The following is a 20,800-nucleotide window of genomic DNA, read 5'->3' as shown; positions in this document are numbered from 1 at the left end:
GCATTAACAACCAATAATCAAGAAAACCGTTGCTGTCTCCGAAAGACAAGGTTGACGAAGGGAGTGCCAAGGTTGACAATCTGGAAGAACAAGGTTGTCAAAAGGTGGCATATGATCAGCAAGGTTCGAGAAAAGGGAGAGTTGGTGCGCCGGTTCATACTGGAGCACATCGAGAGTCATAACGGTGACATCGCTGCGCTGGCAGCGGAACAGTTTGGAATCACTCGACAAGCGGTGAACAAGCACCTCACAAGACTGCGCGACCAAGGAACAGTGACAAAGGACGGAACGGGGCGTGCGTCGAGTTACAAGCTCGTACAGCTATTTGAGCAAACCTTCTCCTATACGATTACTGAGTCACTAGCAGAGGATGTCGTCTGGCGGCAGGACATTAAAGACACTATCTCGCCACTGCCCGATAACGTAGTTAATATCTGGCATCACGGCTTTACTGAGATGTTCAACAACGCGATCGACCACTCCGGCGGCACGACGATTGCCGTCAAAATTACAAAGACTGCGATTTCTACGGAGGTCGTAATTTCTGATGACGGCGTCGGAATCTTCAAAAAGATTCAAACTGAATTCGGTCTGCTCGACGAACGTCATGCGATTTTCGAGCTTGCGAAAGGAAAGTTGACCACCGATCCTCGCAACCACTCCGGTGAGGGTATCTTCTTCACTTCTCGGATGTACGATAAATTTGAAATCCTTTCGGGTGGCTTGTATTTCAATCACGAGAGAGGCAAACCGGAGGACTGGCTACTCGAACGCTCTAAGGCACACCCTGGTACTGCTGTCTTTATGGAACTGAACAATCACACGGCAAGGACCACAAGGAAGGTCTTCGATGAGTTTACGGAGAGCGACGACTACACTTTCGACAAAACGATTGTGCCCGTTAACTTGGCTAGATATGGCGCCGACGAACTTGTGTCCAGATCACAGGCAAAAAGATTGTTGGCACGAGTCGAGCTTTTCAAGCACGTAATTTTCGACTTCAAGGATGTCGACTCTATCGGGCAAGCATTCGCCGATCAGATTTTCCGCGTTTTTGCCAAAGAACATCCGGAAATCGAGCTTGTACCGTTGAACACTAACGCCGAAGTGGCAAAAATGGTCAAGCGCGCGCAGGCGGCAAAGGACGGGGAGTGACGCTCACAAGAGGACTGCGCGCCCGCTGTAATAGATCCGGCGCCTCTGTTTCATTTGCAACACTCCCGCCGCTCATGCGACGTTCATTGTGTTGCATCGACCGGTTGAATCCGCCCTCGCGAATAGACATGTGCGCGCCGATCCTGTCCGTCGCATCGTTGGCCAACCACTCTGACGTTCACATCTTTTTGTCTCGCGAGACTTTTGCAATCTAGCTGTGGTCGCTGACGAAGCCGAATTGCATCATTCACTATGCGTATAGAGCCTGTTCTCGCGGCTCTTCAAGACTTCTGCCAGAAACCAGTACGCCTCGCCCCAAGCGTTCAGGACGCGCTCCTCCGCGGCGTCGCCGAGCACATCCTTGATGGCGGGAAGCAACGCGTTAGCGACCGCAGGATAGTGCTCGGGCTTAACACGCATCGCTACGTGGCGTGCGGCGATGTGCTCTATCGCCGCTGTCAAAATGTCGAGGTTGTCCGCGTTACTCGCAAACGCGAGTAACGCGGCAGCCAGTCGCTTCGGTTGCTCCCCCGACCTTTGGGCCGCCTCATCGAAAAGCTCTCTCATTTCCGGATCGACGAAAAGTCGCTCGTACATCCGGGTCGTGATCGCCACGCCATACTGTTGTATGACGGGAGCAGTAGATTTAACGATGGCAATCGTTTCTGGCGAAAGAGGAGCGCTCATGCTTTTCTCCGAAAGGAAGCTAATGAAAGAGCGAGAGCAGCCAAGTCTGGCTGGCTCGCCTGTGTCTGACGAATGTACTTACCCGGGCAAGGTGCCTCTGGCCGCCAAAAATCTGCCGAAGCGTGTCAATAGAGTGGTAGAGGTTCCTATTGCGAAGTCAAGCCTCGTTTGCGACACCGTAGAGATGCTTGGTGCGGTGGCCACCACGCCGTTGTCGACAGCCCTCTGTTCGACTGCCGCATAGCCCGCTGCCCCCCTGAACTCCTACCAAAACTACGAATTGCGGGTAAACGGCCAGGCAAGATAACCGCGGCATGAATCGCACAAGAGAGCGCGCCAATGCGCTCCGGAATCGAGCGCACAATTCAGGCGCGGCATGAGCACCACTTCGACGATTGCTAAGTGCGGGCCTCGTTACATTTCCGGTGATCGCAACGAGAATCTGCCTTGGGCAATCGCTGGTGACCTGCGGGCAGTGCTCGGTAGGGTCAATTCGCGGCCCTCGATAGCCGACATTGCAGATTGCCCGCAACCGAGATGGCGTGAATGGCGGCTGTACCTTGAACGCGGCCGCTTACCCTGCGGAAGACCGAACGACGGCATCGGGTCGAACTGGGACGTTCAAAGTTGCTTTGCCCCTTCACGTGGGCGATAGTTCAGAGGGTGGAATGACAAACCCAAGGCCCGCCAGATATAGCCGCTCACTCCAGCTGTAGCGATTCTGTAGCAAACCAAAATTCACCCCGCGGTACCGCGCCCATAGCCCCGCGCGGCAACAATCGACCGATATCCGAACGTTGCGATATGACAGCGCCTCTTCATCCAAAAAAACCGTCTTATTTTCGCTCGAAATCTGTCACCATTTCATGCGACACCGACCGTGAGCGTAGCGTTGGTCCTGCATTGCGGAAGTGTGTCCTAACGGGAGAGTCCTGATGAGCAAGAAGTCCGAAACGAGCGGTAAGAGCGGCACGAATGAGTCGACCGCTGCGACGCTGGCCGCGCTGGCGAATTACATCAGTGAGTTCGTCGTCAATGGGACGCTCGACAGCAGATGCGCCGCGAAACTAGTTAAGCGCCTGAGAAAGGAAGCCGAAACCATTTTGGAAAATGGAAGCGCGACAAAGCTGCCACAAAAGGATCTGAAGAAAGCGTTCGACACGGTTGACGCTGCAGTCCAAGACCACGATGCGAAACTGCTGGTCACAGCTAACGCAGCACTACGTACAGCAGACGAGGGGAAAAAGGCGGAAAAGTCGCACTGAAGACTCGCACGCCTTGACGCTGTAGTAGCTGCGTCCTTCAGATAATGTCTTCAACGGCGAGATACGCCGCAGAATCACCTGTAGAACGGTCAGTACCGGCCAGGAAGCGCCGGTCGCCTGTATCGCCAGGCAGACTTTCGGGTGAGCATTTTGCACCAGCAAGCGGCCGTTCGCGCGCCGACCTCGTCCACGCAACCGCGGGCATCCGCAGTCCGCGCGGCCGCCTCGTCCTCTCACGTGCACTGACATGGACCCGACCGGCCCGCTCAGTGATGGTCGAAGATCGCGAGTTGACCGCTCTTGTACATCTGCCGGACCTTCGTACGAAACGACGCCTTCGGCGACTTCTGGCACTCGGCAACAAGCGCGTCGATTGGTGTCGCAGTATCCTCCACCATCGTGTCAGTTTCCGTTACGCCGAGCTTGTCCACTCCCGCCACGTAGTAGACGACAGCGGGTCGGTAAGCTTCATCTACCGCCACGAAGTCCTCGCATTTCATTTTCAGCGGATTCATTTTTGTCGGGGCTTGCGCCCATGCCGGCATCACGATAACGGCTCCCAGAAGACAGGTGGCAGTCACAAAGCGCTTCATGTAACACTCCCAGACTCATGCGGGGGACGGCAAAAAAGGCCACCCGCTATTGATGACCCTCGGAAAGAACAAGGGAACTGACCGATTCGGCGATTCCGCAAGGTCTGCGTGCAGCGTGCGGAATTTCCTTCAAGCAGTATCGGCGCCGTCGGGAGTGAAGGCAATTGGACTTTGGTATATATCGCGCCAACTTGACTCAGAACCTGGGCGGCGTCGGTTCGGCGTGGCCTCCCCCGAAATTGCCCGCCTCTTGTAACGAACGCGAAGAGCGATAACGCCGCCCACGTCCCAGCAGTCGGAGTCAGACGCGCGCCAAATGTTTCTTTTCCCTGGCCTTGGCAGTTTGGTCTACTTCTTTGTCATTTACTTGCCCACTCTGCGGCAGTCGCGTGGTGCGAGGGCGGCAACGAGGGCCATCTCGCAGCTTGTCGATCCCAACCGAGCGGTGCGCGAGGCGCGCACGGAATTCGATCGCGCGCCGACCGTCGCGCATCGCATGCGGCTGGGTGCCGCGCTGCTCGATGCCGGAAATGCCGCCGAAGCCCTGGAGCATTACCGATCGGCGGCCAATGGGCCGTTCTCATCCAATCCGGCTGTACTCCAAGGGCTGGCGCGCGCGCAGTTTGCCAACGGCAATGCTTGGGCCACGCAGACACGCTGGAAAAACCGTTCGCCGTTCATCCCCTCGCCCGCCAGCAACCCGAGCCTGCCTTGCTGTATCCACGGCTTTGGCCACGAATTGCGCACCAGGCACGCGCGCCGCGGTCGAGACGGCGCTCACCGGCGCAAGCGATGCTGCACCCTGTTGCCTGTACGCCGATTGGCTAACGGCGCAGCCCGACGATGCCGACCGCCAGCGTGCGCGCGAACTTTTCGTGCACGATGCCAAGCATTGGCCACGCCACGCCCGTGATCATAATAGCGAGTGGCTGCAACGGGCCCAGGCCGCCCTAAGCCGATAATCCACGGGCGCTCGCGGCAGAGCGGCAGACTTCGAAAGGCGCCAGGCGTCAACGAATGGCGGCTGGACTTGTAATGGTCTAATTCCCTCGGACAGGTCGATAGGAGGACAATCCGGAATCGACGAGGAACAGAGCTAGATGACAAGGAAGCGCCGACAATTCGATGCCAGCTTCAAGCTGGAAGTGGTGAAGATGATACGAGACCAAGGCTTGTCGGTGGGCGAGGTTTGCCGGTCGATGGACCTTGGCGAGACGGGGGTACGGCGCTGGCTGGCGCAGTACGACGCGGAATGCGCGGGCGGTGCTGGCGCGGGCAAGCCGCTGACGGCCGAACAGCAACGCATTCGGCAACTGGAGGCGGAGAACCGGCAACTGCGTGAAGACAACTCCCTGCTAAAAAAAGCCTCGGCCTTCTTTGCACGGGAACTGAAGTGAGTTACCGCGCGGTAGCCCACTTGCAAGAGAAGGCCGTATCGGTCAGTGCCGCGTGCCGGGTATTGGGGGTAAGCCGCTCGGGCTACTATGCGCACCGGCGCGCCAAGCCGAGCCCAAAGCGCCTGCATGAGCAGACCCACATCAGGGCAGCATTTGCTGCCAGCGGCGCGAGCTACGGCAGCCGGCGTGTGATGCATGCCGTACGCGAGCAAGGGCTTCGCACGGGCCGCCATCGGGTGCGCACGCTGATGCGCGAAGCGGACTTGCGCACGACGTGGAAGCGCAAGTTCGTTTCGACGACCGACAGCAAGCATACGTTGCCGGTGGCCGAGAACGTGCTGGACCGTCAGTTTGACGTGGCTGAGCCGAATCGGGCGTGGGTTTCGGATATCACGTATATCCGCACGGCCCAGGGCTGGCTTTATCTGGCGGTCGTGCTGGACCTTTACTCGCGCAAGGTCGTGGGCTGGTCCATGGCACCCAGCATGCCGGCCGGATTGGTCATGTCGGCACTGACCATGGCGTTGCAGCAACGCCGGCCAGTGCCGGGATTGGTCCTGCATTCGGACCGTGGCAGCCAATATGCAAGCGACGCATATCAAGCCTTGCTCAAGCGGCATCACGTGGTTTGCAGCATGAGCCGCAAGGGAAATTGTTGGGACAATTCGGTGATGGAACGCTTCTTCCTGAACCTGAAGATGGAGCGCGTATGGCAGCGCCGGTACGCCAATCACGACGAGGCACGGCAGGACATCACGCAGTACATCGTCGGCTTCTACAACCCCGTGCGCTTGCACTCGACTTTGGGCTATCTGTCGCCCGCCGCCTACGAGGCGAAATCGACAGCAAAAGAACCTATCTGCCTGTCCGAAATTACTTGACCACCACAACTTTTAGAACGGGACGTTGGGGGCACGAAGACCCGAAGGTCTGCAAGGGGTCGGCATGAGCCAAAACGCATCGGGCAGCAGGCGGCCATCAAGCGTCATTCGCCCCCGTTAGACAGACGTTCAGACGTCGGCTCCGCATTGCAAACGGTCCCTGGCCTTTGGGACACGAGCGCCGGTATCGTCCATCGCCATAGGCTGTCCACAGCACGTGTCACAGGCGACTGGCAGAACCCAGTCGCGTCGTGGCGCAGTTTCGCGTTGATTTCGTAAAAGCATCCGCAGATGCCGGTCCGCGCCAGGCGGCCACAAGCGCACAGAATAAAAGCGCGAAGAAGGCGCAAAACGCAGAGATATCGGCATGCATCCGCCACTCCAGCGGCTATTCTTCAGACGCTACGACTAACGCGGTTCAGGCCGGCTCTGCGGGTCGTCGTCAGCCATTCCGCGCCCCACGCGGAAAGGGGGGTGTATGTCACGTCCAAAACTACCTCGGCGCACGCGACGCGCACTGCATCGTCGGCAGTCAGCCGGACGCCGGTGGCTCGTCATCGGCAGCGCGCTCACCGGACTGTCCTTTGCCCATGCGACGCTCGCGGCGGGCAAACTTCCACAAGGCGGCACTTACGTGGCCGGCGCCGGCGCGATAGCAAGCCAGGGCAACGGCCTCGTGGTCACGCAACCGGGTTCGACGCGCGGCGTGATCGAGTGGAACAGTTTTTCGATCGGCAGGAACAACAGCGTGACGTTCGACAACGGCTCGGGCGCGACGCTGAACCGTGTGACGGGCGGTTCGCCGTCCGCCATCTTCGGCAGGCTCAGTGCAACGGGGAGTCTGTATGTGATCAATCCGCAAGGCATCGTCGTGGGGCCATCGGGCGTGATCAGTACGGGAGGCCGTTTCGTCGCGTCAGCGCTCGATGTCTGCGACTCCGCGTTCATGCAGGGTGGTGGTTCCCTCACGCTGTCGGGCGAGCGGGACGCAAGCGTGATCAACCTCGGCAAGGTCAGTTCGAGCGGCGGCGATGTGTTCCTGATCGCGCGGGGCGCCGTGATCAACGCGGGCACTATCACAGCGCCCAACGGTACGGCCGAACTGGCTGCAGGCGAACAGGTGTTGTTACAGGATTCGGGCAGCAGCAGACAGGTATTCGTGCAGATGGGCAGTCAGGGCACCGTGGTCAATAGAGGGCACATAAAGGCCGCGCAGGTCAGCCTGCAGGCCGCCGACGGCAATGTCTATGCGCTCGCTGGCGGCGGCACGCGCATCCGCGCGACGGGTACCGCGAATCGTGATGGCCACGTGTGGCTCGTCGCCGATGGCGGCCGTGTCAGTCAACTCGGCAAGATCTCCGCGAGCAACGCGGATGGCAGCGGCGGAACGGTCGACACGCAAGCGGCACAACTGGCCTTTGGCAGGCATGCCGCCGTTCACGCGGGCAGATGGAGCCTTTTGACGCCGGCTTTCACGATCGATGATGCCGCCGCGCGCGCGTTGCAGCGCAGCCTGAACGCGGGCACGTCGATCGATGTCACGACCACAGGCGCGAACGGCGCAACGGGCGACCTGGGCATTGCTTCGAGCCTGAACTGGGGCGGTCCGGCTTCGCTCACGCTTGCCGCGTACCACAACGTCTCCGTGACGACGGGCACGACGATAGCGAACAATGGTGCGGGCAATCTGGCCTTGCGCTCCGACGCTTCGGGCATCGATAACGGCGGCAGCGTCATCAACAATGGCACCATCGACTGGTCGAAAAGTACGGGCATCGTCAGCACGCTCTACGATATGAACGGCAGTTACAGCCCCGGCACGCTTGTCGGCAATGCGGCCTGGAGCGCGCCGCTCTACAGCGGGCTAGTGACGCAGATAACCGGCTATAAACTCGTCAATTCGGTCACGGACCTGCAGAGCATCGAGAACGATCTTGCCGGCAACTACGCACTCGGCAAGGACATCGATGGGAGCAATGTCGCGTTCACAACACTCGGTCCCTCATCGATTCCGGCGTTCAGTTTCACGGGCCAGTTCGACGGTATGTGGCATACGATTTCCAACGTCTTGCCGAGCGATTTCGCGATTTTTGGTGAGATTGGCGCAACCGGTGTCGTGCGCGACGTGAACGTCAAGTCGAACGTCAGCACAACGGCTAACAATCTTTCCTACGCCGGGATACTCGCCGTTTACAACTACGGAATGATCGCCAACGTCTTTACATCCGGGGCCATTGTTTCAGAGACCAGCGGTTCAACCGACTGGTTCGCCGGACTTGTCTTTGAGAACGACGGGCTGATCGCGCGCTCGGGCAGCAGCGCAACCGTTCGGGCTGGTGTTGCCGGCGGGCTGGTCATCAGTAACGAAGGCACGATCACTGAGTCATACACAACCGGATCAGTCACCGCAGATAACGTTTTCGGCTACGCAGGAGGACTCATGACCAACAGCGACCACGGAACGACCACACAGTCCTTCGCGACGGGTCCCGTGAGTTCGGCCTCGATCTTCGTCGGCGGCATCTGCGCCTACTACGGCTGCGTTAGCATTGGGAGCGACGTCTACTGGAACGTACAGACAACGGGACAGTCGTCGGGCGGCGGCAACCTGCCAGCATCGAACGGGCTCACTACCGCCCAGATGAGCGCCCCGGCGAGTTTTGTCGGCTGGGACTTCGGTCCGAGTGGCGCCTGGACGATGCCGCCCGGGGCCACGCACCCCGTCCTGACCTGGCAAGTCACCGGGCAGTGAGCGATACCACTGCACCGACGCTTGCATGAGCGTCGGACGCGTCTCGCGACGCGGCAGACGAGTTTTTCGCGAGTTTCGCCTTGCCAACCCCAACGCGAAATAGCCCGATCCTGATATGGTCGCAAGGTCGTGCGGGGTCCCGGGCGTTGGCCTAGGATTGCAGTTAGGGATGTCATGTGCCAAAGCGTGGCTCGATTCGAACTTCCAGGGTGCCGTCACGCACGCACTGGCCACACCGACGGCATCAGGCGCGCAGGGCTGCGCGCCTCCTTTGCTGTCAGCCGTGGTAGAAGCCGTCGGTGACCGAGTTTTGCAGCACGCCGTCGACATAGACGCCGACAGGGTCGCCATCAGCGGACGTGAGGATCGAGCCGATGTGCTGGCCGGGTAGTTTCATCCGGCCACCTTGGATTTTGGTCATCTCCTGGTGATCAAGTTCTGCAGCGTTCTGGATGTCGTCGATGGTCAGCGTATTCATGATGTGTCTCCTTGAACAAGAGGGTTGTAGAAACATTTAAGCGGCCGGCTGCTTGCAGCACACAACGCACACGTCATGCCATCCGGGCGTGATCTGCGCGGAGCGCGCATCCCCAGTGAATCGCGATGATGCCAGTTTGGGCGCCACCATCACTTAGCCAAACGAAGTTGGAAAATCGCTGACATGGCCTTGTTTTCCTTCTCTTACACGTACTTCAGGTCTGCCTGCTTCGCTGTGCGCCCGCCACTCATGTGCGTTCCCCCACATACACACCGAGGAAGCCGCCGCGCCAAGGTGTTCGTTACGCCCCGGATTACCGTGCACAGGGCATCTGTGCTCATGCCACTTTTCGCCGCAGACGGGAGACAGAGACGATGCAGACGCGTGAACACTGGCAGCAACTCGCGTTTGCCGGCACTGCGGCCTACGCGGCATCCGACGTTCAAGACCCGAAGTCGCCATTTTTAATTCATCCACTGAAAGGAAATCACCCATGGACCTGAACCTGACAGGCAAGCTCGCACTGGTGAGCGGCAGCACAGCCGGCATCGGTCTCGCGATCGCCAGCACGTTGGCGCAGGAGGGCGCTCGTGTGATCGTGAACGGCCGCGCCCAGTCATCTGTGGACGACGTGGTCGCGCAACTGAAAGCGCAGACGGGCAGCGACGTGCAGGGATTTGCGGGCGATCTCAGTACCGCCGCTTCAGCAGAAGAGCTCGCGCGACGCTATCCGGACGTGGAAATTCTGGTCAACAACCTGGGCATCTTCGAGCCCAAGCCGTTTGAAGAGATTCCCGATGCGGACTGGCAGCGGTTCTTCGACGTCAATGTCTTGAGTGGGGTACGCCTCGCTCGCCTGTTTTTGCCTGCGATGAGGCAGGCCAACTGGGGGCGCATCATTTTCATTTCGAGCGAAAGTGCGGTGCAGATTCCAGCTGAAATGATCCACTACGGGATGACGAAAACCGCGCAGCTGGCGGTCTCGCGGGGGCTCGCCGAAGCCGTTGCCGGCACGGGCATTACAGTCAATAGCGTGCTGCCGGGGCCGACGAAATCGCGGGGAGTCGGTGAATTCGTGGAGACCCTTGCCAAGGCCGACGGCAAATCGTTTGAAGCGTTCGAAACAGAGTTCTTCGAGAAGGTCCGTCCCACCTCGCTCATCAAGCGATTTGGTTCGCCGCAGGAAATCGCGTCGCTCGTGGCCTATATCGCCAGTCCGCTTTCGTCGGCCACGACGGGAGCCGCGTTGCGGGCCGACGGGGGCGTTATAAAAAGCGCCTTCTAGACCCCGAAGGCATTGGGCCGGCTTCTCACACGACCGGCCCCAACTCAGTGCAAAGACAAGCGCGGCTTGCCATGAGTCGCCCTTTTTTCGTGCGTCGCCGTGTCCGCCGATCGGTTCGCGAACCGCTTATCTGGCCGCCATCATTTCATCGCGCACCTCGGCGCCGATCTCGAACGAGCGCAGCCGCGCGGCGTGATCGTAAATCTGCGCGGTCAGCATCAACTCGTTCGCGCCGGTCTGCTCGATGATCGATTGCAGACCTTCGCGGATTGCGTCGCGATCGCCGAGCACCGTGCAGGCGAGCGCACGCGCGACGTTGTTCAACTCCATCTCCGACGCGTCGAGCCGCTCGACCGGCGGCTGCAATTGTCCCGGCGTGCCGCGCCGCAGATTGATGAACTGCTGCTGCAGCGACGTGAACAGCCGTGCGGCTTCGTCGTTCGTGTCGGCGGCGAACAGATTGACGCCGACCATCGCATAGGGCTTCGCCAGCGTCGCGGACGGCCGGAACTGCGTGCGATACACCTGCAACGCGGTCATCATGTAATCGGGCGCGAAGTGCGACGCGAACGCGAACGGCAGCCCGAGCGCCGCGGCCAGTTGCGCGCTGTACAGCGACGAACCGAGCAGCCACAGCGGCACGTTCAGGCCCGCGCCCGGCACCGCGCGAATGCGCTGGCCCGCGACCGGCTCGGCGAAATACCGTTGCAATTCGACGACGTCGTCGGGGAAGGTTTCGGCGCTCGCCTGGAGATCGCGGCGCAGCGCGCGAGCGGTGGTCTGATCGGTGCCGGGCGCGCGGCCGAGGCCGAGATCGATCCGCCCCGGATACAGCGACGCGAGCGTGCCGAACTGCTCGGCGATCACGAGCGGCGCATGGTTCGGCAGCATGATGCCGCCGGAGCCGACGCGAATCGTCTTCGTGCCGCCGGCCACGTAGCCGATCACGACCGAGGTCGCCGCGCTCGCGATACCGGTCATGTTGTGATGCTCGGCGAGCCAGTAACGCTTGTAGTTCAGCTTTTCCGCGTGCTGCGCGAGTGACAGTGTGTTCCTGAACGCGTCAGCCGGCGTGGCACCCGCGGTGACCGGCGAAAGATCGAGAACCGAGAAGGGGATCATTGTCTGTTGATTGCGATGGGCGGCGCTTTCGCGCGATGGGGCATTGTGGCAAAGCGGCGCCTTTTCTGCTGGCGGCGCGGCGATGCCCCTGTCGACGGAAGGGTCGGCAGGACCGATGAGGCGCGCTGAGGCGCGACCCATGGCGCGGAAATTGCGCATGCGTAGCGTGTTCGTGCGGCGGTGCTTCGCATTCGCAGTGCGCCCGAATCAGCAATCCAGCGAGTGACCGTGCGCCGATCGGAATTCGAGTGTACGGTTAAGTATCGGTGCGGTGACGCGACCCGTTGCCGGACATCCGGAATGTAGCGAAGGAGTTCCCGATCCCATGAATGTCGTCAAAGAGTTTCGTACCCGGTCATTCCAAGACGTGTCCCATGCATTGCTCGACCGCGAGGAGATCGCGCTTGTCGACGTGCGTGAGGAAGATCCGCACGCGCGCAGTCATCCGTTGTTCGCCGCCAATCTGCCGCTGTCGCGGCTCGAACTCGACGCGCCGCTGCGGCTGCCGCGCCCGGCCGTGCCGATCGTCGTGTTCGATGCCGGCGAAGGCCTCGCGAGGCGTGCGGCCGAGCGCTTCGCCGAACTCGGCTATACCAACGTCGCCTTGCTGGAAGGCGGCCTGCAAGGCTGGCGCGAAGCGGGCGGCGAGTTGTTCAAGGATGTCAACGTGCCGAGCAAGGCGTTCGGCGAACTGGTCGAAAGCGTGCGTCATACGCCGTCGCTGTCCGCGCAGCAGGTGCAGGCGCTGCTCGATCGCGAGGCCGATGTCGTGGTGCTCGACGCGCGCCGCTTCGACGAGTTTCAGATCATGAACATCCCCGGCAGCATCAGCGTGCCGGGTGCGGAGCTGGTGCTGCGCGCGCGGCAGCTCGCGCCGGATCCGGCCACGCGCATCATCGTCAATTGCGCGGGGCGCACGCGCAGCATCATCGGCGCGCAGTCGCTGATCAACGCGGGCGTGCCGAATCCGGTGGCCGCGCTGCGCAACGGCACGATGGGCTGGACGCTCGCCGGTCAACCGCTCGCGCATGGCAGCGCTCGGCGTGTCGAAGGCGCGGTCGACGACGCTTCCCGTCTCGCCGCGGCAGACGGCGCGCGCGCGCTTGCCGACCGGGCGCGCGTGCGCCGCACGTCGCGCGACGAAGCGCGCCGCTGGGCCGACGAAGCGATGCGTACCGTCTATCGCTTCGACGTTCGCAACCCCGAGGAATACGAGGCGGGCCACGTTCCCGGTTTTCGCAGCGCGCCGGGCGGCCAGCTCGTGCAGGAAACCGACCTGTTCGTGACGGTGCGCGGCGCGCGCGTGATCCTCGCGGACAGCGACGGTGTGCGCGCGAACATGACCGCATCGTGGCTCGCGCAGATGAACGTAGAGGTGTACGTGGTCGATGGCCTGACGGCGGCCGATTTCGCCGAGAAGGGCATGGCGCCGTTGGCGCGCAACGCGGTCACGCCGCCCGACGTCGACGACATCGCGCCGGCCGAGCTCGCCGCGCTGCTGCAGTCGACGGGAACCGTCGTGCTCGACTTCACGAGCAGCACGCACTATCTGAGGCGGCATATTCCGGGCGCGTGGTTCGTGATCCGCAGTCAGCTCGCCGACGCGCTGCGCACACTGCCCGACGCGAAGCGCTACGTGCTCACGTGCGGCAGCGACGTGCTCGCGCGCTTCGTCGCGCCGGAGCTCGCCGCGGCGACCAGGCGGCCGGTGCAGGTGCTGCGCGGCGGCACGATCGCGTGGATCGACGCGGGCTTGCCCGTGGAGTCGGGCGGCACGCGGATGGCGTCGCCGCGGATCGATCGTTATCAGCGGCCGTATGAGGGCACCGAGAACGCGCTCGAAGCGATGAGCGCGTATCTGGAGTGGGAGCATGGGCTCGTCGCGCAACTCGCGCGCGACGGCACGCACGGCTTTCGTGTGATTTGATGGGCCGGCCATCCGGCGGCCGGCGATCCGGGGGCCGGCCATCCGGGGGCCGGCCATCCGGCACCCCTCTTGCGCCGCGCGAATCTTCTGCCGATTCGGTGTAAACGCGCTCTCGTCGAAACTCTCCGATGCGTTTAGATTAGCGGCATCTGGAAGGCTTTTCGAGGGACCAGGGCGGCCATAAAAGGCAGCGGTTTGTCATTCGGCGATGGCGCAAGGTGAGTAGCCAAGGTTGCTCATCGCTTCGTCTGGAGCAGACCGCTGCGCGTCGTCCGCGGTGCCTCGCGCAAGGCGGCTAATGAGCCGCCGTCACTTCCGGTTGATCCTATCGACCGACATGGCGACGCTGTACACAGCGTCGCCTTTTTGCTTCTGGCGTGCCCATCTCGACGGACCTCAGCCGATCCATTAGTGCTGCGCGCAACACGTTGCGTGCGTAGCCGCACCCGTCGCGCCCGCGTTGCTCGCGGTTTTCTCCGTGCGCGGTTATCCTTGTAGTACACACTACAGACCGGCCAGGCGCCGCGACGACAGATCCCACACATCCGGACAGGAACCGAAGTGAGCCTCAAACCACTGGGCGTCACGCTACTGATAGCGTGCTTTGCGCTGACCGGCTGCGACCAACAGCAGAGCGATCAAGCCGTGCAAAAACTCAAGGACTTTTTCAATGCCGTCAAACCGGACGCGTTGCTGCTCAAGAACATGACACCGGGCGTCACGACCGAAGCGCAAATCCTCGCGCAGATGGGCAAGCCCGAGACCACGCGCACCTTCACCGACGGCTCGAAGCGCTTCGAATATCCGCGCGGCCCGCAAGGCCTGAACACCTACATGGTCGACATCGATCGCGACGGCAAGCTGCAGGCGATCACGCAGGTGCTGACCGCGGACAACTTCGCGCAGGTTCGCTCGGGCATGACCGAGGACGAGGTGCGGCGCTTGCTTGGCAAGCCTGGACAGGTCGCGGTGTTTCCGCTGAAGCCGGAAACCGTGTGGAGCTGGAAATGGCGCGAGGGCGGCGTGACCGAAGAAGGCATCTTCAACGTTCACTTCGACCGGAACCAGAGGGTGTACACCACGTCACGCTCGGACGTGATCCGCGGGCGATAGGCGGGGGCAATGTCGATCAGAAGACGGCCGGATAAGCGGGCCGAAAAAGCGGGGCAGGCATGATACGTCGACGTCGATACAGCCGGATCGGGCTGGTGTTGGGGGGCGGCGCCGCGCGCGGCTGGGCGCATATCGGCGCGATTCGCGCGCTGCAAGACGCGGGCATCAGGCCCGACGTCGTGTGCGGCACGTCGATCGGCGCGCTGGTCGGCGCGGTCTATGCGAACGGCGATCTCGACTGGCTCGAGGAGTGGGTGTCGCGTCTCACGTGGCAGACCGTGGTGCGGCTGCTCGATCTGCGCATCTCGGGCGGCCTGCTTGGCGGGCGCAAGGTGATCCAGCTATTCGCCGACAAATTCGCCGGCCGCTCGATTGCGCAACTGCACATGCCGTTCGCGGCGGTCGCGACCGAACTCGACACGGGCCGCGAAATCTGGCTGCAGGACGGCAGCACGATCGACTCGGTGCGCGCGTCGATTGCGATTCCGGGCATCTTCACGCCGGTATGGCACAACGGCGTGTGGCTCGTCGACGGCGGGCTCAGCAATCCGGTGCCGGTGTCGGTCGCGCGTGGCATGCGCGCGGACTGCGTGATCGCGATCGATCTGAACAACGACATCCTGAACGGCCGCGACTTCGGCGGCGCGGTCATCGAAACGCCCGCGCTCGATCCCACCGCGCCGCCGCCCGTCGCGCTGCGCCGCAACGGCAAGCCGTGGCCGCGCTGGCTCGCGCCAGCCGAGGCGAGCGCCACCGACGACGTGCGCGTGCCGCCGAAGCCAAGCGCGCAGGTGCCGTCGATGCTGAGCTCGATCGCGCAAAGCATCGACATCATGCAGGTGCGCATCACGCGCAGCCGGCTCGCTGGCGAACCGGCCGATATCCTGATCCAGCCGCGTCTCGGCGGCATGGGCATCTTCGATTTTCATCGCGCGGCGCCAGCCATCGAGGAAGGGCGCGAGGCGGTCGAGCAGATGCTGCCGGCGATTCGCGCGCGGCTCGGGCTCGACTGAGCGCGAGCTGTCAGGCGTCGGAGCCGGCGTGGACGCGCTGATGCAACAGCGCGACGCCTTCGGGCGGTGCCACCGCCGTCGGCGCGGCCTATCGAAAAAGCGACCCAAAACTTGCGAAATCGCCGCACGGCCAGGCGCGCGCCGCGCGTACGACAAGACGATAACCCCTGTGAAACCAAGCGCTACGAGCGTTCCCTCGTGCGTCGAAGCGCCATGTTGCGTCGCAGCAAACCACCCGCCCGGTATTTGAGAAATTGATTTCAGCTTGCGAGACTCCGCGCCATGCCGGAGCAGCGAGCAGCCCATGAAGCCGCCGCCATCCGCGCCAATTCTACGAACCTGGATGGAGACACGCGTGTTCCTATACGGCTTTGGTCCCGTGCTGCTCGCCGGCACGCTTCAGACGATCGAGCTGTCCGTTCTGTCGCTGGCGGCCGCTGTGTTACTCGGCCTCGCGGGCGCGGCGGCGAAACTCTCGTTCAACCGGCCCTTGCGGGTCATCGCGACCGGCTACACGACGCTGATCCGCTCGGTGCCCGACCTCGTGCTGATGCTGCTGCTGTTCTACAGCATCCAGATCTGGCTCAATGATCTGACCGACATGTTCAGCATCGAGCAGATCGACATCGATCCGTTCGTGGCCGGCGTGCTGACGCTCGGTTTCATCTACGGCGCGTATTTCACCGAGACTTTTCGCGGCGCCTTTCTCGCGGTGCCGCGCGGCCAGCTCGAAGCGGGCAGCGCGTACGGCATGAGCGGCGTGCGCGTGTTCACGCGCATCCTGTTCCCGCAGATGATGCGCTTCGCGCTGCCCGGCATCGGCAACAACTGGCAGGTGCTCGTGAAGGCCACCGCGCTCGTGTCGATCATCGGTCTCGCCGACGTCGTCAAGGCCGCGCAGGACGCGGGCAAGAGTACCTTCAACATGTTCTTCTTCATCCTCGTCGCCGCGCTGATCTATCTGGCGATCACCACCGTATCGAACCTCGTGCTGATCTGGCTGAACCGCCGCTATTCGATCGGCGTGCGACACGCGGAGCTCTGAGCGTCATGATCGACATCCTCAATCAATTCTGGAAGGCGTATCTGTTCTGGGACGGGCAACGCCTGTCGGGTCTCGCGGTCACGCTGTGGCTGCTGATCGCGTCGATCGCGATCGGCTTCGTGTGCGCGGTGCCGCTCGCGGTTGCGCGCGTGTCGAAGAAGCGCTGGCTGTCGACGCCGGTACGTCTGTACACCTACGTATTTCGCGGCACGCCGCTCTACGTCCAGCTGCTGTTGATCTACACCGGCGTGTACAGTCTCGCGTTCGTGCGTTCGCACAGTCTGCTCGACGCGTTCTTTCGCAGCGGCTTTCACTGTGCGATCCTCGCGTTCGCCTTGAACACCTGCGCGTACACGACCGAGATTTTCGCGGGCGCGATCCGCTCGACCTCGCACGGCGAAGTCGAGGCGGCGCGTGCCTACGGCATGAGCGCGTTCACGATGTACCGGCGCATTGTGATACCGTCCGCGCTGCGCCGCGCGTTGCCGTTGTACAGTAACGAAGTGATCCTGATGCTGCACGCGACGACGGTCGCGTTCACGGCCACGGTGCCCGACATCCTGAAGGTCGCGCGCGACGCGAACTCGGCGACCTACCAGTCGTTCAACGCGTTCGGGCTCGCGGCGCTGATTTATCTCGTGGTGTCGTTCGCGCTCGTCGCGCTGTTCCGGCGCGCCGAGCGTCGCTGGCTCGCGCATCTCGCGGTGCGCACGCACTGAGCGCGCGTTGACGACATAGCATCGGGCGCCTCGAGCTTCGGCAGGGCGGCGTCCGCACCAGACCGATCCGTATTCTCACTGGGAGAGCATCTTGCTCCATACCACTCAAACCGAAGCTTGCAAGCTCGCCGTACAGGACATCCACAAGCGCTACGGCGACAACGAAGTGCTCAAGGGCGTGTCGCTCAACGCGAACAAGGGCGACGTGATCAGCATCATCGGCGCGAGCGGCTCGGGCAAGAGCACTTTCCTGCGTTGCATCAATTTTCTCGAGCGGCCGAACGCCGGGCAGATCATCGTCGACGGCGAAGCGGTCAAGACGAAGACCGATCGCGCCGGCAATCTCGAAGTCGCCGATCACAAGCAGCTGCAGCGCATCCGCACGAAGCTCGCGATGGTGTTCCAGCACTTCAACCTGTGGGCGCACATGAACGTGCTCGAGAACGTGATCGAAGCGCCGATTCATGTGCTCGGTCTGAAGCGCAAGGAAGCCGAGGACCGCGCGCGCGAGTATCTGGAGAAGGTCGGGCTCGCGCCGCGTCTCGAGAAGCAGTATCCGTCGCATCTGTCGGGCGGCCAGCAGCAGCGTGTCGCGATCGCGCGCGCGCTCGCGATGGACCCGGATGTGATGCTGTTCGACGAGCCGACCTCCGCGCTCGACCCCGAACTCGTCGGCGAAGTGCTGAAGGTGATGCAGAAGCTCGCCGAGGAAGGCCGCACGATGATCGTCGTCACGCACGAAATGGGCTTCGCGCGCAATGTGTCGAACCATGTGATGTTCCTGCACCAGGGCCGTACCGAGGAGGAGGGCAATCCCGCCGAGGTGCTGAGCGCGCCGCGCAGCGAGCGCCTGAAGCAGTTCCTGTCCGGCAGCCTGAAGTAACGCGCGGCTCGTTTTTCACGGACACCCGATGGCCCGCACGTCCACCCCGGCTCGCACGACCCAGGTCGCGATCGTGGCACTGCCGCCCGTGTCGATGTCGGGCGTCGGGCCGATCGTCGACGCGCTCAGTCTCGCCAATGAAATCGACGGCCGTGCGCTGTATCGCGTGCAGGTATGTTCGTGGGACGGCCGCGCGGTGCCGCTCGCGGGCGGCGCGCAATGGCCGGCCGATGCCGCGTTCGGCGACGCGATCGCATGTGACTGGCTGATCATCATCAGCGAGCGGTTCCAGCAGTTCGCCGACTACCGGCTGTTTCTCGCGAGCCTCGCGCGCGTCGGTCAGCGCACGCCGCTCGTCACCGGTATCCACCACGGCGTGTGGTGGCTCGCGATGGCGGGGCAGCTGTCCGGCTATCGCGTCAGCGTGAACTGGGAAACCTATCAGCAGTTCTCTGAACAGTTCGAACGCTCGATCGTCACGCAGCAGATCTTCGAAATCGATCGCGATCGCGCGACCTGCGCGGGCGGCCAGGCGACCGTCGACTTCATGCTCGCGATGATCGGCCGCGAGCACGGGCCCGAACTCGCGGAGCGCATCGCCGATACGCTGGGCGTAGGCGTGCTGCGCGCGGGCGAGGAGCGTCAGCGCATTCCGTTCGTGACCGCGCCGGGCGAGCGCCACCCGCGCCTGAACGACGCGCTGCTGCTGATGGAAGCCAATATCGAGGACCCGTTGACCACCGATGAAATCGCCGGCCTCGTCGGCGTCTCGCGGCGGCAGCTCGAGCGCCTGTTTCGCCAGTATCTCGGCTCGATGCCGTCCAAATACTATCTGGGGCTGCGGCTGTCGAAGGCGCGCACGCAATTGCAGCGCACCAGCAAATCCGTCGTGCAGATCAGCCTCGCATGCGGGTTTTCGTCGGCGGCGCACTTTTCGAATGCGTATCGGGAGCGCTTCGGCGTCACGCCGCGCGAGGATCGCCGCAACTGGATCGACCGCCAGACCGGCGCGCACGGCGGCGCGAGCGAGCCGCGGCCGGCCGCGCTGATCGAGCGGCCCGAGCTCGATTGACGCAAGCCATCTGAAAGCGAAACCGCGGCAAGTTCAGCGCAAAGCTCGACAGCCGCGACGCGCGGAACCTCATAGAAAGCGTCGCGTATGCGCAAGACGTGCGGCGCGCGGTTTCCTACACTAGCTGTATTACCTGTCACCCGTAAAAGGAATTGCCATGAACGACCTGACTGTGACACGCCAGACCTTCGACGAAGTCATGGTGCCGGTGTTTGCCCCCGCCGCCTTCGTGCCGGATCGCGGTCTCGGCTCGCGCGTGTGGGACACGCAAGGCCGCGACTATATCGACTTCGCCGGCGGCATCGCCGTCACCGCGCTCGGTCATGCGCATCCCGAGCTGCTGAAGGTATTGCATGAGCAGGGCAGCAAGCTGTGGCACATCGGCAATGGCTACACGAACGAGCCGGTGCTGCGCCTCGCGAAGCGCCTCGAAAGCCTCACGTTCGCCGACCGCGCGTTCTTTGCGAATTCGGGCGCCGAGGCGAACGAGGCCGCGCTGAAGCTCGCGCGCCGCGTCGCGTTCGACCGTCACGGCGCGCAGAAAGATGAAATCATTTCGTTCGCGCAGTCGTTCCACGGCCGCACGCTGTTTACCGTCAGCGTCGGTGGCCAGCCGAAGTACTCGGAAGGCTTCGGTCCGGTGCCGGCCGGCATCACGCATCTGCCGTACAACGACATCGAAGCGGCGAAGAAGGCGATCGGCGCCCAGACCTGCGCGGTGATCGTCGAGCCGATCCAGGGCGAGGGCGGCGTGATCCCGGCCGATCCGGCGTTCCTGAAGGCGCTGCGCGAAGCGTGCGACCAGCACAACGCGCTGCTGATTTTCGATGAAGTGCAAACCGGCGTGGGCCGCAGCGGCTTCTTCTACGCGTACCAGGACACCGGCGTGACGCCGGACATCCTGACCACCGCGAAGGCGCTCGGCAACGGCTTCCCGATCGGCGCGATGCTGACCACCAAAGAGCTCGCCGCGCACTTCAAGGTCGGCGTGCACGGCACGACTTACGGCGGCAATCCGCTCGGCTCGGCGATCGCGGAAAAAGTGGTCGAACTCGTCAGCGACCCGAAGCTGCTCGAAGGCGTACGCTCGCGCAGCGAAGTGCTGAAGGGTCATCTCGCGAAACTGAACGAGCGCTTCGGGCTATTTACCGAAGTGCGCGGCAAGGGTCTCCTGATCGGCGCCGAACTGAACGACACGTTCCGGGGCCGCGCGAAGGACTTCGTCACCGCGGCCGGCCAGCACGGCGTGATCATGCTGATGGCGGGCCCGGACGTGCTGCGCTTCGTGCCGTCGCTGATCATGCCGCTCGACGACATGGCCGCAGGCTTCGCGCGTCTCGAGACGGCGTTCGGCGAACTCGTCGGCGCGAACGCGCAGGCGGCGTCGCATTGATGTTCAGGCAGTCCCGCACG

The 20,800-nt window shown here is 62.7% G+C and carries 17 protein-coding genes and 1 pseudogene; 14 read left to right on the top strand and 4 right to left on the bottom strand.

Going from position 1 to position 20,800, the window contains the following annotated elements; all coding sequences use genetic code 11:
* Window positions 1-111: 111 nt before the first annotated feature.
* Window positions 112-1,155: an STAS-like domain-containing protein gene (locus OKW30_RS12090; protein WP_429346791.1), complete on the top strand. Its 1,044-nt coding sequence runs from the start codon at window positions 112-114 to the stop codon at window positions 1,153-1,155.
* Window positions 1,156-1,398: 243 nt separating this feature from the next.
* On the opposite strand, the gene OKW30_RS12085 is transcribed toward OKW30_RS12090, so the two are convergent.
* Complete coding sequence (locus OKW30_RS12085) at window positions 1,399-1,842, bottom strand: globin domain-containing protein (protein ID WP_184070017.1); 444 nt, start codon at window positions 1,840-1,842, stop codon at window positions 1,399-1,401.
* Window positions 1,843-2,777: 935 nt separating this feature from the next.
* Between OKW30_RS12085 and OKW30_RS12080 the strand changes: the two genes are divergently transcribed.
* Window positions 2,778-3,107: a hypothetical protein gene (locus OKW30_RS12080; protein WP_429346790.1), complete on the top strand. Its 330-nt coding sequence runs from the start codon at window positions 2,778-2,780 to the stop codon at window positions 3,105-3,107.
* Window positions 3,108-3,373: 266 nt separating this feature from the next.
* On the opposite strand, the gene OKW30_RS12075 is transcribed toward OKW30_RS12080, so the two are convergent.
* Window positions 3,374-3,700, bottom strand: coding sequence for an HdeA/HdeB family chaperone (locus OKW30_RS12075; RefSeq protein WP_184070013.1), 327 nt, complete (start codon window positions 3,698-3,700; stop codon window positions 3,374-3,376).
* A 316-nt stretch (window positions 3,701-4,016) separates the two neighbouring features.
* On the opposite strand from OKW30_RS12075, the pseudogene OKW30_RS12070 reads away from it, so the two are divergent.
* The 3 genes and pseudogenes from OKW30_RS12070 to OKW30_RS12060 all read left to right on the top strand — a co-directional run bounded on the left by OKW30_RS12070 (window position 4,017) and on the right by OKW30_RS12060 (window position 8,730).
* A pseudogene (locus OKW30_RS12070) lies at window positions 4,017-4,662 on the top strand (hypothetical protein).
* A 138-nt stretch (window positions 4,663-4,800) separates the two neighbouring features.
* Window positions 4,801-5,978 (top strand): IS3 family transposase gene (locus tag OKW30_RS12065; RefSeq protein ID WP_429346789.1). Its coding sequence is split into 2 segments (ribosomal slippage): window positions 4,801-5,068 and window positions 5,068-5,978, totalling 1,179 coding nucleotides; the frame shifts between segments, so codons are not numbered across the junction.
* A 478-nt stretch (window positions 5,979-6,456) separates the two neighbouring features.
* Window positions 6,457-8,730 carry a filamentous hemagglutinin N-terminal domain-containing protein gene (locus OKW30_RS12060; RefSeq protein ID WP_429346788.1) on the top strand — a complete coding sequence of 758 codons (2,274 nt, stop codon included), beginning with the start codon at window positions 6,457-6,459 and terminating at the stop codon, window positions 8,728-8,730.
* 277 nt (window positions 8,731-9,007) lie between these two features.
* Here OKW30_RS12060 and OKW30_RS12055 read toward each other — a convergent pair whose 3' ends face one another.
* Window positions 9,008-9,208 (bottom strand): hypothetical protein, encoded by a 201-nt coding sequence (locus OKW30_RS12055; protein WP_184044241.1) that lies wholly within the window; start codon window positions 9,206-9,208, stop codon window positions 9,008-9,010.
* A 493-nt stretch (window positions 9,209-9,701) separates the two neighbouring features.
* Between OKW30_RS12055 and OKW30_RS12050 the strand changes: the two genes are divergently transcribed.
* On the top strand, window positions 9,702-10,493 hold the full coding sequence (locus OKW30_RS12050) for an SDR family NAD(P)-dependent oxidoreductase (protein WP_184070003.1): 792 nt from the start codon (window positions 9,702-9,704) through the stop codon (window positions 10,491-10,493).
* A gap of 126 nt (window positions 10,494-10,619) precedes the next feature.
* Here the strand turns inward: OKW30_RS12050 and OKW30_RS12045 are convergent, their stop codons facing one another.
* The gene (locus OKW30_RS12045) at window positions 10,620-11,615 is read right to left on the bottom strand and encodes an LLM class flavin-dependent oxidoreductase (RefSeq protein ID WP_090805675.1); all 996 of its coding nucleotides are present in this window, start codon (window positions 11,613-11,615) and stop codon (window positions 10,620-10,622) included.
* A 325-nt stretch (window positions 11,616-11,940) separates the two neighbouring features.
* Between OKW30_RS12045 and OKW30_RS12040 the strand changes: the two genes are divergently transcribed.
* From OKW30_RS12040 to OKW30_RS12005, 8 genes are all read left to right on the top strand, one after another.
* Complete coding sequence (locus OKW30_RS12040) at window positions 11,941-13,542, top strand: rhodanese-related sulfurtransferase (RefSeq protein ID WP_429346787.1); 1,602 nt, start codon at window positions 11,941-11,943, stop codon at window positions 13,540-13,542.
* Window positions 13,543-14,103: 561 nt separating this feature from the next.
* On the top strand, window positions 14,104-14,655 hold the full coding sequence (bamE, locus tag OKW30_RS12035; RefSeq protein WP_090803993.1) for an outer membrane protein assembly factor BamE domain-containing protein: 552 nt from the start codon (window positions 14,104-14,106) through the stop codon (window positions 14,653-14,655).
* Window positions 14,656-14,714: 59 nt separating this feature from the next.
* Window positions 14,715-15,668, top strand: a complete 954-nt coding sequence (locus tag OKW30_RS12030; protein WP_184069999.1) for a patatin-like phospholipase family protein — start codon at window positions 14,715-14,717, stop codon at window positions 15,666-15,668.
* Between the two features lie 355 nt (window positions 15,669-16,023).
* A complete protein-coding gene (locus OKW30_RS12025; protein ID WP_090805677.1) occupies window positions 16,024-16,713 on the top strand; it encodes an ABC transporter permease in 690 nt (229 codons plus the stop codon).
* A gap of 5 nt (window positions 16,714-16,718) precedes the next feature.
* The gene (locus OKW30_RS12020) at window positions 16,719-17,432 is read left to right on the top strand and encodes an ABC transporter permease (RefSeq protein WP_429346786.1); all 714 of its coding nucleotides are present in this window, start codon (window positions 16,719-16,721) and stop codon (window positions 17,430-17,432) included.
* 91 nt (window positions 17,433-17,523) lie between these two features.
* Window positions 17,524-18,315, top strand: a complete 792-nt coding sequence (locus OKW30_RS12015) for an ABC transporter ATP-binding protein (protein WP_184044229.1) — start codon at window positions 17,524-17,526, stop codon at window positions 18,313-18,315.
* A 28-nt stretch (window positions 18,316-18,343) separates the two neighbouring features.
* Window positions 18,344-19,387 (top strand): GlxA family transcriptional regulator, encoded by a 1,044-nt coding sequence (locus OKW30_RS12010; RefSeq protein ID WP_184069995.1) that lies wholly within the window; start codon window positions 18,344-18,346, stop codon window positions 19,385-19,387.
* 157 nt (window positions 19,388-19,544) lie between these two features.
* Window positions 19,545-20,780, top strand: a complete 1,236-nt coding sequence (locus OKW30_RS12005; RefSeq protein ID WP_184069993.1) for an aspartate aminotransferase family protein — start codon at window positions 19,545-19,547, stop codon at window positions 20,778-20,780.
* Window positions 20,781-20,800 lie beyond the last annotated feature (20 nt).

The organism is Paraburkholderia sp. Clong3, from assembly GCF_050436485.1.
Taxonomy (GTDB): domain Bacteria; phylum Pseudomonadota; class Gammaproteobacteria; order Burkholderiales; family Burkholderiaceae; genus Paraburkholderia; species Paraburkholderia tuberum.
The sequence above is the reverse complement of the archived record's forward strand: the minus strand, read 5'-3'. Positions and strand labels throughout refer to the sequence as shown.

Bases quoted from the DNA above. Each gene is read 5' to 3' on its own strand.
- OKW30_RS12090 (WP_429346791.1), top strand. From the start codon at position 112: ATGATCAGCAAGGTTCGAGAAAAGGGAGAGTTGGTGCGCCGGTTCATA.
- OKW30_RS12085 (WP_184070017.1), bottom strand. From the start codon at position 1,842: ATGAGCGCTCCTCTTTCGCCAGAAACGATTGCCATCGTTAAATCTACT.
- OKW30_RS12080 (WP_429346790.1), top strand. From the start codon at position 2,778: ATGAGCAAGAAGTCCGAAACGAGCGGTAAGAGCGGCACGAATGAGTCG.
- OKW30_RS12075 (WP_184070013.1), bottom strand. From the start codon at position 3,700: ATGAAGCGCTTTGTGACTGCCACCTGTCTTCTGGGAGCCGTTATCGTG.
- OKW30_RS12060 (WP_429346788.1), top strand. From the start codon at position 6,457: ATGTCACGTCCAAAACTACCTCGGCGCACGCGACGCGCACTGCATCGT.
- OKW30_RS12055 (WP_184044241.1), bottom strand. From the start codon at position 9,208: ATGAATACGCTGACCATCGACGACATCCAGAACGCTGCAGAACTTGAT.
- OKW30_RS12050 (WP_184070003.1), top strand. From the start codon at position 9,702: ATGGACCTGAACCTGACAGGCAAGCTCGCACTGGTGAGCGGCAGCACA.
- OKW30_RS12045 (WP_090805675.1), bottom strand. From the start codon at position 11,615: ATGATCCCCTTCTCGGTTCTCGATCTTTCGCCGGTCACCGCGGGTGCC.
- OKW30_RS12040 (WP_429346787.1), top strand. From the start codon at position 11,941: ATGAATGTCGTCAAAGAGTTTCGTACCCGGTCATTCCAAGACGTGTCC.
- OKW30_RS12030 (WP_184069999.1), top strand. From the start codon at position 14,715: ATGATACGTCGACGTCGATACAGCCGGATCGGGCTGGTGTTGGGGGGC.
- OKW30_RS12020 (WP_429346786.1), top strand. From the start codon at position 16,719: ATGATCGACATCCTCAATCAATTCTGGAAGGCGTATCTGTTCTGGGAC.
- OKW30_RS12010 (WP_184069995.1), top strand. From the start codon at position 18,344: ATGGCCCGCACGTCCACCCCGGCTCGCACGACCCAGGTCGCGATCGTG.
- OKW30_RS12005 (WP_184069993.1), top strand. From the start codon at position 19,545: ATGAACGACCTGACTGTGACACGCCAGACCTTCGACGAAGTCATGGTG.